Source organism: Sphingomonas sp. GW822-FHT03G08 (genome assembly GCF_058801135.1).
In genome coordinates this window covers 2,546,542-2,559,631 of the sequence record NZ_JBXAMZ010000001.1, presented here as the reverse complement: position 1 = coordinate 2,559,631, position 13,090 = coordinate 2,546,542, and the positions used below count along the sequence as shown (strand labels likewise).

Genomic DNA, 13,090 nt, shown 5'->3' with positions numbered 1-13,090 from the left:
GCCCGATCGGGTGCGCTTGCCGCTTGCCTTCGATCCCGCGCCGCTCGTCGCCGATGTGGAGGCTCTCGAGCGGGGCGACTGGACCGAGCATTTCGTGAAGCAGAATTATGATGGGGAATGGAGTGCGCTGCCGTTGCGCGCGCAGGCGGGTGTCTCCCATCCGATCCAGCTGATCTATGCCGCGCCGGGCGTCACCGAATTCGTCGATACGGTGTGGCGCGCGCGCATGCCGGGGGTGTCGGCGGTGATCGACGCCTTTGCCTGCCCGATCCGTTCCGCGCGGCTGATGCGGTTGGCGGCGGGATCGGTGATCAAGGAGCATGAGGATCTCGACCTCGACGTCGCCGACGGCTTCGCGCGGATCCATGTGCCGATCGTGACCAATGCGGATGTAGACTTCCGCCTGAATGGCGAGCGTGTGGCGATGGCTCCGGGAGAGGCTTGGTATCTCCGCCTCGCCGATCCGCACAGCGTCACGAATGCGGGCGACACGGCCCGCGTGCACCTGGTGATCGACCTCGTGGTCAATGCCTGGCTGCTGCGCCAGCTGGCGGGATGAGCGGGCGGGTCCGGCGCAAGCAGGTCGCGGCGGCGCTGGAAACCGCCACGCGTGCTGCGCCGCCCGAAGCCTGCGCGCTTTGTGCCCGCCCGTTTGGCCGGCGGATCGAATGGCATCATGTGCTGCCGAAAAGCGAAGGCGGTCGCGAGACGGTGCCGCTCCATCCCATCTGCCACCGGACAATCCACGCCAGCGCGAGCAATGCCGAGCTGGCGCGTATCTATCCTACGCTCGACGCGCTGCTTGAGCGCGAGGATATCCGCCGCTTCGTCGCATGGATCGCGGACAAGCCGCCCGATTTCCATGCGCCGACGCGGCGGAAACAGGCTTAGCCGATCAGCGCTTCCGCCTGGTCGAGTACATTCTTGAAGTCGGCGACGAGCGCCTGGTACGGGGCCGGGCTCGCCATATCCAGGCCGGCGCGCTTCAGGATTTCGGTCGGATAGTCCGATCCGCCTGCCTTAAGCACCGAAAGATAATTGTCGCGCTCCTTGGTGCCGCCCTTCAGGATCGACTGGGCGAAGAACGTCGCCGCCGAGATGCAGGTGGCATATTGGTAGACATAGAAGCTGTTGTAGAAGTGCGGGATATAGGCCCACTCGTTCGCATATTCGGGCTCGAGGATCATCTTCGGGCCGTGATAGGTGCGCAGCAGCTCGCCATAGACCTTGGTGAACTTCTCGCCTGACAGGCCCTCGCCCGCTTCCGCCATGTCGTGCGCCTTGAGCTCGAACTCGGCGAACATGGTCTGGCGGAAGAAGGTGCCGCGATAATTCTCCATCTGCTGGCCGAGGTAGAAGAGCTTCTCCTCCTTGGTCTTCGCGCCCTTGAGCAGGTGGGCGACGAGCAACTGCTCGTTCAATGTCGAGGCGATCTCGGCGAGGAAGATCGGATAGTCCGCCTTGTCATAGACCTGGGTGGAGTTGGCGAGCAGCGAGTGCAGTGCATGGCCCCATTCATGGGCATAGGTGCTCATCCCGTCATATTTGTCGCTCAGATTGAGCAGCAGATAGGGGTGCACGTCGAACGCGCCGGGATTCATGTATGCGCCCGGGCGCTTGCCGGGGCGCGGCCAGGGATCCATCCACTTGGCGGCTGTCGCCTTGGCGATGCGCGCCTGATAGTCGGCGCCGAGCGGCTTCACCGCTTCCAGCGTCGTCGTCCGCATCTGGTCGAGCGTGTAGCTGCGGTCCATCGAGACGAGCGGCGGATAGATGTCGTAATAGCCGATATCCGGCAGCTTGAGCATCTTGCGGCGCAGCTCGAAATAGCGGTGGAGCTGGGGCAGCCCCTTGTTCGCCTCAGCCACCAGCGTGCGGTACACCGCCTCGGGGACATTATTGCCCGCCAGCGCATGGGCGAGCGAAGTCGGGTATTTCCGCGCCTTGGCGTAGAAGATGTCCGAGCGGACCTGGCCGCCATAGGTGGCGCCGAACGAGTTCTGGAACTTGCCGTGCTCGGTCCAGAATGCCTTGAACACCGCCTTGCGGTCCTCGCGGTTGGGGGCGTCGCGGTTGAGCGAATAGCCCTGAGAATCGAGGCGGACCTGCTTGCCGGTCGACAGGGTGATGGTTGGCCAGGGAATGTCAGAGGAGCGCAGCTGGCCGGCGATGTCGCTGACAGCGTCGAGCGGCGAGCCTGCGCTGGCGAGGATCGCCTCGCTCTCGGCCGAAAGCGTGTGCGCGGCCTGGCGCAGCGCATCGGCGAGCGCGAAGTCGAAGCGGGTGCGCAGCACCTGGCTGGCGGCAAGGAAGCTGTCGATCTTCGGCTTGCCCAGCGTCAGCAGCTCGGGTGCGACCCAGGAACTGGCCTCGCCGAACGCGGTATAAAGATCGCGGGCCTGGGCGAGCTTTTCCTGGTTGGCGGAGATGCGGACATCCTCGTCGCCTTTCAGGCTGGCATAGGTGTAGATGCGAGCGATCGTCCGACCGAGATCGGACTGGAGGCTCAGCGCCTCGGCCAGCACATCGGCGCTCTCGCCAAGGCGGCCCTTGTACCTGGTGATCCCCGGCACGGCGGCGAGCGCCTGCTTGCGGGCGGCTTCCCAGGCGGCTTCGTTCGGATAGAGCTCGGTCAGGTCCCATTCGGCGCCGGCGGGCGCGGCGGCCTGGCGGGCCCAGGCGGGCAGGGCGGCGGTGGCGCTGGCAAAGGCGGCGGCAGCCAGCGCTTCGCGGCGGGTAAGGTCGGTCATTTCCAGTCCCTGAAATCGCGCCTGTAGGCCGGCGCCGTTGCAAGAGGCGCCAGTCTGTCGCGGTTTCGGAACGCGGGAAAGTGTTTTGTGGACCTAAAACGCCGCGATGACGGCGATCAGCGCGCGGCCTTGGGTGTGACGATCCAGTCGCGCTTGGCGCGGCGGGTCATGTGGACCCCGCAATAGCGGCACTTGCTGACGTATTTGTCGTCCCCGCCGATGCGTTGTGCATGCTTCTCGGAACGTTCGTGCCGGCCTCCGATGCAACGCGCACGCCCGGCAATCCAATTAATCACGTAACCACCCCCAATGGTCTATGGCCGCCTACCTCCCTGATCCTCGGAAGAGGGTCAAGCAGGTATCGGTTCAGTTTGCCGCAAATCAGAAATGTTACGGCAAAGTATCGAAACGTCGCCCGCACCGGGTCGGCGGGCATGAAAAGGGCCGGGGATCGCTCCCCGGCCCTTCCATTTTTGTGCGCAGAGCGAAGGACTTAGAAGTCCATGCCGCCCATGCCGCCCATGCCGCCGCCCATGGCGGGCATGGCGGGCTTGTCTTCCGGCAGCTCGCTCACCGCCGCTTCGGTGGTGATGAGCAGGCCGGCGACCGAAGCCGCGTTCTGGAGCGCGGTACGGACGACCTTGGTCGGGTCGATCACGCCGGCCGCAACCAGGTTCTCATAGGTGTCGGTCGACGCGTTGAAGCCGAACGAGGTGTCGGTCTGGTCGAGCAGCTTGCCCGAGACGACCGCGCCGTCATGGCCGGCATTCTGCGCGATCTGGCGCACCAGGGCCGAGAGCGAACGACGCACGATGTCGACGCCGCGGGTCTGGTCCTCATTGGCACCGGTGACGCCGTCGAGCGCCTTGGTGGCATAGAGCAGCGCCGTGCCGCCGCCGGGGACGATGCCTTCTTCAACGGCTGCGCGGGTCGCGTGCAGCGCGTCGTCGACGCGGTCCTTGCGCTCCTTCACCTCGACCTCGGTCGCACCGCCGACCTTGATCACGGCCACGCCGCCGGCGAGCTTGGCGAGACGCTCCTGGAGCTTCTCACGGTCATAGTCGCTGGTGGTGACTTCGATCTGCTGGCGGATCGCCTCGGTGCGGCCCTTGATCGCATCGGCTTCACCGGCGCCATCGACGATGGTGGTGTTGTCCTTGTCGATCGTGACGCGCTTGGCGGTGCCGAGCATGCCCAGGGTGACGCTCTCGAGCTTGATGCCGAGGTCTTCCGAGACGACTTCGCCCTTGGTGAGGACGGCGATGTCCTCGAGCATCGCCTTGCGGCGATCGCCGAAGCCCGGCGCCTTGACCGCTGCGACCTTCAGGCCGCCGCGCAGCTTGTTGACGACGAGCGTGGCCAGGGCCTCACCCTCGATGTCCTCTGCGATGATCAGCAGCGGACGGCCGGTCTGCACCACCGCCTCGAGGATCGGCAGCATCGACTGGAGGTTCGACAGCTTCTTCTCGTGGATCAGGATGTACGGATCGGCGAGCTCGACGGCCATCTTCTCGGGGTTGGTGATGAAGTAGGGCGACAGGTAGCCGCGGTCGAACTGCATGCCCTCGACGACGTCGAGCTCGAACTCGAGACCCTTCGCCTCTTCGACGGTGATCACGCCTTCCTTGCCGACCTTTTCCATCGCTTCCGCGATCTTCTGGCCGACTTCGGTGTCGCCGTTCGCCGAGATGATGCCGACCTGAGCGACTTCATTGGTGCCGGCAACCGGCTTCGAGCGCGACTTGATGTCCTCGACGACCTTGGTGACGGCGAGATCGATGCCGCGCTTCAGGTCCATCGGGTTCATGCCGGCCGCAACCGACTTCATGCCCTCGCGCACGATCGCCTGGGCGAGAACGGTCGCGGTGGTGGTGCCGTCACCGGCGATGTCGTTGGTCTTCGAGGCCACTTCGCGCACCATCTGGGCGCCCATGTTCTCGAACTTGTCCTTGAGCTCGATTTCCTTGGCGACGCTGACGCCGTCCTTGGTGATGCGCGGTGCGCCGAAGCTCTTCTCGATCACGACGTTGCGGCCCTTCGGGCCCAGGGTCACCTTCACCGCATCGGCGAGGATGTCCACGCCGCGCAGGATGCGCTCACGTGCGTCGCGCGAAAACTTTACGTCCTTGGCTGCCATTTGACTGCCCTTTCACTTTCGAAAAATGGGAACTCGCCGCCTAGGGCGAGGGATTCGAAGTCTCAGCCGACGATCCCGAGGATGTCGCTTTCCTTCATGATGAGGAGGTCTTCACCGTTGACCTTCACCTCGGTGCCCGACCACTTGCCGAACAGGATGCGGTCGCCGGCCTTGACGTCGAGCGGGGTGACCTCGCCCTTGTCGTTCTTGGTGCCCGAACCGACGGCGACGACTTCGCCTTCCTGCGGCTTCTCCTGAGCGGTGTCCGGAATGATGATGCCGCCGGCGGTCTTCGCCTCGGCTTCGACGCGGCGGACGAGCACGCGGTCGTGCAACGGACGGAAGTTCATTGCGAGTGATCCTCTATGCAATGGTTTATGGTTCTGGCACTCGGACTCGCCGACTGCCAACGGAGCGGCATATGAGTGCGCCCCTGCCCGGCGTCAACGGGCGTTAAGTGCGTTTTTTCGGAGTCCCCGAACGGGCGTGTTGGTCCGCTAATACGGGCGTTTACTCCACAGCGCATATCTAGTAGCCCGAACCGGCATTTCCATGGGAGAGCGGCGAAGTGAAGCTTGTCAAAGGCGCCTGGAAGATCCTGGTGGGGATCAAGGACTTTCTGGTCCTGGTCTTCATGCTCCTGTTCTTCACGGTGCTGTTCGCGGCGCTCTCCGCCAAGCCCAACGCCGCGGCGATCCGCGACGGCGCGCTGCTCGTCTCGCTCGACGGCGCGCTGGTCGAGCAGCCCGAGGAAGCCGATCCCTTCGCCAAGCTCGGCGGCGGCGATGTCGCCAAGCAGCAGCGGCTGCGCGACGTGGTCCGCGCGCTCGACGCGGCGAAGACCGACGATCATGTCAAGGCGGTGGTGCTCGACCTCGACCGCTTCATGGGCGGCTACCCCGCCGCGATCAGCGAAGTCGCCGCCGCGGTGGGCGAAGTCCGCAAGAGCGGCAAGCCGGTGCTCGCCTATGCGACCGCCTATACCGACGACAGCTATGCGCTGGCCGCCAATGCCAGCGAGATCTGGGTCAACCCGCTGGGCGGCGCGATGTTCACCGGCCCGGGCGGCACCCGCCTGTTCTACAAGAGCCTGCTCGACAAGCTGGGGGTCAACGCGCACATCTACCGCGTCGGCAAGTTCAAGTCGGCGGTCGAGCCGTACATGCGCGACGACATGTCGCCCGAGGCCAAGGAAGCCGAACTCGCGATCTACCAGCCGATCTGGGCGCAGTGGCAGGCGGAAGTCGCCAAGGCGCGGCCCAAGGCCAAGCTGGCCGACTATATCGCCAAGCCGGCCGAAGTGGTGGCGGGTGCCAAGGGCGACATCGCCAAGTCGAACCTCGCGCTCGGCATCGTCGACAAGCTGGGCGACCGGCTGGCCTTCGGCAAGCGCGTCGCCGAGATCGCCGGCGTCGCCAGCGGCAAGCCGGCGGGCAATTTCAACCGGATCAAGCTGGCCGACTTCGTCGCCGCGCATCCGCTGCCGACCGGCGGCGACGCGATCGGCGTGCTGACCGTCGCCGGCGAGATCGTCGACGGCAAGGCCGGCCCCGGCAAGGCGGCGGGCGACACGATCAGCGCGGCGCTGCTCAAGGGCCTTGCGAGCAAGAAGCTCAAGGCGCTGGTGGTCCGCGTCGATTCGCCCGGCGGCTCGGCGCTCGCTTCCGAGCAGATCCGCCAGGCCATCGAGCAGGCCAAGGGGCAGGGCCTGCCGGTTGTCGTCTCGATGGGCAGCCTGGCCGCCAGCGGCGGCTATTGGGTATCGACCGCGGGCAAGACGATCTTCGCCGAACCGAACACGATCACCGGATCGATCGGCATCTTCGGCGTGATCCCGACCTTCGAGAAGACGCTCGCCAAGATCGGCGTCGGCGTGGACGGGGTGCGGACCACCCCGCTCAGCGGCCAGCCCGACCTGTATGGCGGCACCAATGAAGAGACCGACAAGCTGCTCCAGTCGGCGATCGAGGCGGGCTATGCGCGCTTCATCGGGCTGGTGGCCGGTGCCCGCAAGCTGAGCCCCGAGCGGGTCAACGAGATCGCGCAGGGCCGCGTCTGGATCGGCGGCACCGCGCACCAGCTCGGGCTGGTCGACCGGTTCGGCGGGATCAACGACGCGATCGCCGAGGCGGCGCGCCTCGCCAAGCTCGATCCGGCCAAGGTCCATGCGGTCTATCTCGAGAAGGAGCCGTCGGGCTGGGCGAAGATGATCGAGGGCTTCCTGGGCGACAATGACCAGGAAGGCGACTGGGCCGACCAGCCGGCGGGGGCGGACATGTTCGCCCGCACCGCGATCGCCCAGCGCGGGTTGCTGATCCAGGCGATCGGCGATGCGCGCCGGCTCGCCCGCGGCGGATCGGTGCAGGCACGCTGCCTGGAGTGCGGCGGCTTCGGCCCCGCCACCGGCAGCCTGGACGATGCCCGGCTGTTCGACGCCATCGCCGCGCGGCTCGCGCTGTGATCGGTATCCGCGCAGCCACGCCGGAGGATGCCGGCGCCATCGCGGCGATCTATGCGCCGCACGTGCTCACCGGCACCGCCAGCTTCGAGATCGAGCCGCCCGAAAAGGCGGAGATCCGCAAGCGCATGGCATCGAGCGACGGACTCTATCCGTGGCTTGTCGCCACCACCGGCGACGGCGAGGATGCCGGGGTGATCGGCTATGCCTATGCCAGCAAGTTCCGCGACCGGCCGGCCTATCGCTATGTCTGCGAGACTTCGATCTACCTGACCGACGCGTCGAGCGGATCGGGGGTGGGGCGGCTGCTCTACGAGGCGCTGGTCGACACGCTGCGCGCGCAGGGCTTCGTCCATGCCATCGGCACGATCGCGTTGCCCAATGACCGCTCGATCCGGCTGCACGAGGCGGTGGGCTTCCGTCGCCAGGGCGTCTATCGCGAAGTCGGCTTCAAGCATGGCCAGTGGATCGATATCGGTTTCTGGCAGTGCGAACTGAACGAACCGCGCGTACCCCCTGTGGAACCACGCAAATTCGCCGATATGGGGATTGTCCGGGATTGAGCATGCGGGGGGCTGACCGCTATCGGCGCGGTCTCCCAGTAAACGCGTGGTCCGGTCCCAGATGCCCCACTCCGTTTCCCACAGCATCCATGTGGATGTTGACCGCAAGCTGATCGACCTGCGCATAGGCGGGCTGATCAGCCCCGAGGATGCCGCCTGGATCGGCGAGGAGCTGCGCGCGGCGATCCGCACGCTCGGCCCCCATGTCGGGCAGCATGTGACGCTCTATGACGGCAGCGGCGTGCATGTCGTGCCGCAGGAGACGGTGGAGCTGATCAAGCACACGCTCGACAATCCCGAGGTGCGCAAGCTGTGGGCGCGCAAGATCGCGTTCGTGGTGAGCACCGCGCTCGCCCGGCTGCAGGCGCAGCGGCTGCGCGAGGTGCGGCCGGACCTGGGCATATTCGACGATCGCGAGAGCGCGATCGCGTGGCTGATGGAGGTTTAGGGGCGTTCCGCTCTTTCTCCCCTCCCTGCAAGGGAGGGGTCGGGGGTGGGTTGCGCCTCCGGTCTTCCGGAGGCGCCCAATGAGACGGCATCCCTAAACAGAAAAGGCCGGGCATCGAGCCCGACCTTTTCTAACCCACCCCTAACCCCTCCCTTGCAGGGAGGGGAATTGCGAAGGTCCTGTAGCCAGCATTCCCTACCCCAAAGCCGCCAGCCTCTGCTCCGCTTCGCGCACGCCGGCATTGCCGTCCGGGAAGAGCGGGCCGAGCGCGGCATAGCGCTCGCGGGCGTCCGTCCAATAGTCCCGTGCCGCCTCGGTCTCGCCGAGCGCGGTGGCCAGCAGCGCGACGCTGCGGATCATGTTGGCCATGGCGAGCGGCGGCGTGTCGATATCGGCGCGGTAGATGTCCAGCGCCTCGTGCAGATAGGCGGTGGCCCGGGGCAGCGCCTGTTGCTCGAGGAAAATGTCGCCGGCATGGCGCAGCGCCCTGGCCAGGCCCAGCCCGTCTCCCGCGCGGCGATAGAGCGCGATGGCTTCGGCCTGGTCGTGCAGCGCCCAGTCGAGGTCGCCGGTGTCGCGGGCGATCTGCGACTGGCGGGTGAGCGCCAGCGCCTCGCCCGACAAGTCGCCTTCCCGGCGGAACATGAGCAGCGCTTCCGAAAAGGCGGCGCGTGCCGCTTCGGTGTCTCCGTCTCGCCGGGCGGCCTCGCCCGTGGACAGCAATTGCTGGCCGCGTCTCGACTCTTCCATGCGCGGAGTATGCGGGGTGTGGAGGGGGCAGGCAATTGCACGGATCTTACGGGACCCGCACGAACTCCCGCTGCGGGGCGCGAGACGCCAAAATAGACAGGATGGTTGCGGCGAACTAGCCTGGCTGGGGATGCTGGCATGGGGGAGATGCAGGGTGGCGAATCCGATCCGCGATTTGGCGCTGGTGGCCGCCGTCTTCGCCCTTGGCGGCTGTTCTTCCGACGCGCAGCGCCTGCGCCAGTCCGGACTCGCATCTTCGGGGTTATGGGCGCCCGAATGGGGCTGGCGTTGCTGGAGCCGGTTCGAAGTCGAGGGGGAAACCGTCACCATACTGCGCGACTTCGAGGGGTCCGGGACGATCAACCCCTATCTCATCCAATCCTATGATCACGAACCGCATGGCACCTATTGGATGATCGATCCGCGTCCGGAGGGCCCTCCCGCCGACGAGCCCGACAACGGGCGCAAGGGGCGCAGCGAAGCGGAAGTGCTGCGCGACGGCCCCGATTACGTGCATATCAACTATGCCTGGCACACCCGGGTCGTCGGGCCGGTGCAGGTCAGTTTCCGGGGTGACGGCGTCCCGGTCGGGAGCCAGCGCCTGTTCAGCGCGCGCGAGGTGCGGCGCTCGACCGGGAAGGATGGCAAGATGTTCGGCTTGAGCGGTGGCCTGTCGAAGGGGCCGATCCTGCAGGCGCTCTACCGGACCCAGAACTGGGCGTTCAGCGTGACCGACGCGACCGGCAAGGAGCTGGCCGCAGGCGCTTTCCACCCGCCGGACCTGGCGCGCGCGGTCGAGGAATATCGGCGGGTGCGCGCGGAGATCGAAGCGCTGGAGCAGGAGTTCCGCACCGATTTCCAGGAAAGGAAGCGGGGCATGACCGGCTGTGTCGCGCACGAGAGTCCGGAAGCGACGATCTAGCTCATTCCGCGCGGGTGAACTCGCGGCGGCCGCGCTCGGTCGTGCGCCAGCATTTGCCCAGCCAGTAATCGAGCGGGACGAGCGGGTCCTGGGCGAGGAGGAGCAGGGAAAGCAGCATCAGCGCCTTCCCCGATAGGCCGGCAGGCCGAGCTTCCAGATGATCGCCGCCGCCCGCAGCCCGAAGCCGGCACTCGCCGCGAGCAGCCCGGCGACGAAGACCGGCAGGCCGGCCAGGGCCAGCACCACCTGGAGCACGCCGGTGAGCGCGGCGGCGGTGACATAGAGCTCGGGGCGCATCAGGATCGAGGGCTCGCCGGCGAGCACGTCGCGGATGATGCCGCCGACGCAGGCGGTGACCACGCCCATCACCGCGGCGGGCACCGGCGGGATGCCATAGCCCAGCGCCTTGGCGGCGCCGAACGCGGCATAGGCGGCCAGGCCGAAGGCATCGAGCCAGGCGAAGGTGGTATCGTTCCACCAGCGCTGCGGGGTGATCCAGATCAGCACCGCGACCGCGAGGATCAGCGAGGCGACGGTGGCGTCATGCACCCAGAAGACGGGGGCGCCGATCAGCAGGTCGCGGATCGTGCCGCCGCCGACGCCGGTGACCAGCGCGAAGAAGGCTGCGGTGACAAAGGTCTGGGCGCGGTGCGCGGCGGCCAGCGCGCCGGTGGCGGCGAACACGGCGATGCCGAGCATATCGAGCCAGGGGAGGATCGGCCCGATCCGGGCGGCGGCGTCTACGGCTTCCATGACCAATGTTTCATGCTGGGAACGGCTTGCTGTCAAATGCGCGGCTGGGGCATGAGGGCTGCCATGCAGCGTACAGAGTCCCCGCTCGTCGTCATCGCCATCTGCCTCGCCGCGCTTGCCGGCTTCGTCGATGCGCTGGCCTTTACCAGCCTGGGCGGTTTCTTCGCCTCGTTCATGAGCGGGAACACCACCCGCATGGCGGTGGGCCTGGGCAAAGACATGCCCGGCGTCGCGGCGGTGGCGGGGGCATTGGTGATGAGCTTCATCAGCGGCGTGATCCTCGCCGCGGTGGTGACGCGCTGGCGCCAGGCGCGCTTCCGCGAGAGCATCATGGCGCTGGTGACGCTGCTGCTGGTGATCGCCGCGACGCTCGCCAGCCTGATGCCGGGGCCGCTCGTGCTGATCTTCCTGGCGATGGCTATGGGCTGCGAGAACGGCATCCTCCACCGCGAGGGCGAAGTGACGGTGGGCGTGACCTATATGACCGGATCGCTGGTCAAGCTGGGGCAGGGGCTCGCGGGCGCGCTGATGGGCGATCCCGATCGCTGGGCGTGGACGCGCTATCTGTTCCTGTGGCTCGGCTTCGTCGCCGGCGCGGTGATGGGCGCGGCGAGCCATGGCCGCTGGGGCTGGACGGCATTGTGGCTGGCGCCGATCGCCAGCGCGGTGCTCGCCTTTGCGCTGCTGCGCGTGCGGCCGAAGCTGAGCGGGCCCTGGGCGGTGCACTGAGACAAGAAAAAAGCCCCTCCCGGGTGGGGAGGGGCTTTTTCTGTCCATCATCCCTGCTTGCACCGGGATGACGCTTCCCGTCAGACGTGGATCGGCTTGCCCAGCACGGCCATGGCGGCTTCCTTGATCGCCTCGCTGTGCGTCGGGTGCGCATGGCAGGTATAGGCGATGTCTTCCGACGTCGCGCCGAACTCCATCGCCTGGGCGACCTGCGCGATCATCGTGCCGGCGACCGAGGTGATGATCCAGGTGCCGAGCACGCGATCGGTCTTGGCGTCGGCGATCACCTTCACCCAGCCGACCGTGTCGTCGATCGCCTTGGCGCGGCTGTTGCCGGCCATCGGGAACTTGCCGACCTTGACCTCGCCGCGCTCCTTGGCCTGCTCCTCGGTCAGGCCGACGCCGGCGATCTCGGGGTGGGTATAGACCACCGAGGGGATCACGTCGTGGTTCACGATGCCGGTGAGGCCGGCGATGTTCTCGGCGACCGCGATGCCTTCGTCCTCGGCCTTGTGCGCGAGCATCGGGCCCGGGATCACGTCACCGATCGCCCAGACGCCGTCGACCTTGGTGCGGAAGCTGTGGTCGGTCTCGACCTGGCCGCGCTTGTTCACTTCGAGGCCGATCTTGTCGAGGCCAAGGCCCTCGGTGTTCGGACGGCGGCCGATCGACACCAGCACGGCATCGGCTTCCAGCGTCTCGGCGGCGCCGCCGGCGGCGGGCTCGACCGTCACGGTGGCCTTGCCGCCGTTGACGGTGACGCCGGTCACCTTGGTGGAGAGCTTGATCTCCATGCCCTGCTTCTTGAAGATCTTGGCGGCTTCCTTGCGGACGTCGCCGTCCATGCCCGGGAGCAGCTGGTCGAGGAACTCGACCACGGTCACCTTGGCGCCGAGGCGCTGCCAGACCGAGCCGAGCTCGAGGCCGATCACGCCGCCGCCGATGACGACCATGTGGCCGGGGACCTTGTCGAGCGCGATCGCGCCGGTCGAATCGACGACGACCTTCTGGTCGATCTCGACGCCGGGCAGCGGGGTGACCGAGGAGCCGGTGGCGATGACGATGTTCTTGGCGGTGACGGTGCGGTCGCCGACCTGGACGGTGTGCGCGTCGACGAAGGTGCCGTAGCCCTTCACCCACTCGACCTTGTTCTTCTTGAACAGGAACTCGACGCCGCCGGTCAGGCCCTTCACGGCCTTGTCCTTGTCGGCCATCATGCCGACCAGGTCGAGCTCGACGCCGGTCAGCTTGATGCCGTGCTTGGCGAGGGTGCCGTTGACGGCCTCGTCGAACTTCTCCGACGCGTTGAGCAGCGCCTTGGACGGGATGCAGCCGACGTTGAGGCAGGTGCCGCCCAGCGTCTCGCGACCCTCGACACAACCGGTGCGCAGGCCCAGCTGCGCCGCGCGGATCGCCGCGACATAGCCGCCGGGGCCCGAACCGATCACCAGGACGTCGAAATCGTACTCAGCCATTTTTCACTCCGTTCGCCCTGAGCTTGTCGAAGGGCTGCCTGTCTTCCGTTCGAGAAGAGCGGTGCTTCGACAAGCTCAGCACGAACGGAAGATAGGGATGCGTTT

At 66.8% G+C, this 13,090-nt stretch carries 14 protein-coding genes; 7 read left to right on the top strand and 7 right to left on the bottom strand.

Going from position 1 to position 13,090, the window contains the following annotated elements; translation table 11 throughout:
- Window positions 1-16 precede the first annotated feature (16 nt).
- Window positions 17-559 carry an aspartyl/asparaginyl beta-hydroxylase domain-containing protein gene (locus tag AC1RJ5_RS11795; protein ID WP_269573723.1) on the top strand — a complete coding sequence of 181 codons (543 nt, stop codon included), beginning with the start codon at window positions 17-19 and terminating at the stop codon, window positions 557-559.
- Window positions 556-891, top strand: a complete 336-nt coding sequence (locus AC1RJ5_RS11790) for an HNH endonuclease signature motif containing protein (RefSeq protein ID WP_342248892.1) — start codon at window positions 556-558, stop codon at window positions 889-891. Before AC1RJ5_RS11795 ends, AC1RJ5_RS11790 begins: the two co-directional genes overlap by 4 nt.
- Here the strand turns inward: AC1RJ5_RS11790 and pepF are convergent.
- The 4 genes from pepF to groES all read right to left on the bottom strand — a co-directional run bounded on the left by pepF (window position 888) and on the right by groES (window position 5,237).
- A complete protein-coding gene (pepF, locus tag AC1RJ5_RS11785; RefSeq protein WP_342248891.1) occupies window positions 888-2,750 on the bottom strand; it encodes an oligoendopeptidase F in 1,863 nt (620 codons plus the stop codon). The two genes, AC1RJ5_RS11790 and pepF, sit on opposite strands and share 4 nt — an antisense overlap.
- Window positions 2,751-2,866: 116 nt before the next feature.
- Entirely contained in the window at window positions 2,867-3,046 is a 180-nt protein-coding gene (locus tag AC1RJ5_RS11780; RefSeq protein ID WP_269573725.1) for a hypothetical protein, read from the bottom strand.
- Between the two features lie 197 nt (window positions 3,047-3,243).
- Window positions 3,244-4,887 (bottom strand): chaperonin GroEL, encoded by a 1,644-nt coding sequence (groL, locus tag AC1RJ5_RS11775; protein WP_269573726.1) that lies wholly within the window; start codon window positions 4,885-4,887, stop codon window positions 3,244-3,246.
- 62 nt (window positions 4,888-4,949) lie between these two features.
- On the bottom strand, window positions 4,950-5,237 hold the full coding sequence (gene groES / locus AC1RJ5_RS11770) for a co-chaperone GroES (RefSeq protein ID WP_184161985.1): 288 nt from the start codon (window positions 5,235-5,237) through the stop codon (window positions 4,950-4,952).
- A gap of 218 nt (window positions 5,238-5,455) precedes the next feature.
- Here groES and sppA point away from each other — a divergent pair, with 218 nt between their 5' ends.
- From sppA to AC1RJ5_RS11755, 3 genes are all read left to right on the top strand, one after another.
- Complete coding sequence (gene sppA / locus AC1RJ5_RS11765; RefSeq protein WP_269573727.1) at window positions 5,456-7,348, top strand: signal peptide peptidase SppA; 1,893 nt, start codon at window positions 5,456-5,458, stop codon at window positions 7,346-7,348.
- Window positions 7,345-7,908 carry a GNAT family N-acetyltransferase gene (locus AC1RJ5_RS11760; RefSeq protein WP_184161979.1) on the top strand — a complete coding sequence of 188 codons (564 nt, stop codon included), beginning with the start codon at window positions 7,345-7,347 and terminating at the stop codon, window positions 7,906-7,908. The genes sppA and AC1RJ5_RS11760 overlap by 4 nt, the downstream gene beginning before the upstream one ends.
- A gap of 91 nt (window positions 7,909-7,999) precedes the next feature.
- Window positions 8,000-8,356: a hypothetical protein gene (locus tag AC1RJ5_RS11755; protein WP_184161975.1), complete on the top strand. Its 357-nt coding sequence runs from the start codon at window positions 8,000-8,002 to the stop codon at window positions 8,354-8,356.
- A gap of 195 nt (window positions 8,357-8,551) precedes the next feature.
- On the opposite strand, the gene AC1RJ5_RS11750 is transcribed toward AC1RJ5_RS11755, so the two are convergent.
- Window positions 8,552-9,106: a hypothetical protein gene (locus AC1RJ5_RS11750; RefSeq protein ID WP_493113433.1), complete on the bottom strand. Its 555-nt coding sequence runs from the start codon at window positions 9,104-9,106 to the stop codon at window positions 8,552-8,554.
- 154 nt (window positions 9,107-9,260) lie between these two features.
- Here AC1RJ5_RS11750 and AC1RJ5_RS11745 point away from each other — a divergent pair, with 154 nt between their 5' ends.
- Window positions 9,261-10,028 carry a hypothetical protein gene (locus AC1RJ5_RS11745; protein ID WP_493113432.1) on the top strand — a complete coding sequence of 256 codons (768 nt, stop codon included), beginning with the start codon at window positions 9,261-9,263 and terminating at the stop codon, window positions 10,026-10,028.
- Window positions 10,029-10,145: 117 nt separating this feature from the next.
- On the opposite strand, the gene AC1RJ5_RS11740 is transcribed toward AC1RJ5_RS11745, so the two are convergent.
- A complete protein-coding gene (locus AC1RJ5_RS11740; RefSeq protein ID WP_493113431.1) occupies window positions 10,146-10,781 on the bottom strand; it encodes a trimeric intracellular cation channel family protein in 636 nt (211 codons plus the stop codon).
- A gap of 63 nt (window positions 10,782-10,844) precedes the next feature.
- Between AC1RJ5_RS11740 and AC1RJ5_RS11735 the strand changes: the two genes are divergently transcribed.
- Complete coding sequence (locus tag AC1RJ5_RS11735; RefSeq protein WP_493113430.1) at window positions 10,845-11,510, top strand: YoaK family protein; 666 nt, start codon at window positions 10,845-10,847, stop codon at window positions 11,508-11,510.
- 80 nt (window positions 11,511-11,590) lie between these two features.
- Here the strand turns inward: AC1RJ5_RS11735 and lpdA are convergent, their stop codons facing one another.
- Window positions 11,591-12,985, bottom strand: a complete 1,395-nt coding sequence (gene lpdA, locus AC1RJ5_RS11730) for a dihydrolipoyl dehydrogenase (RefSeq protein WP_269573732.1) — start codon at window positions 12,983-12,985, stop codon at window positions 11,591-11,593.
- Window positions 12,986-13,090: the final 105 nt, after the last annotated feature.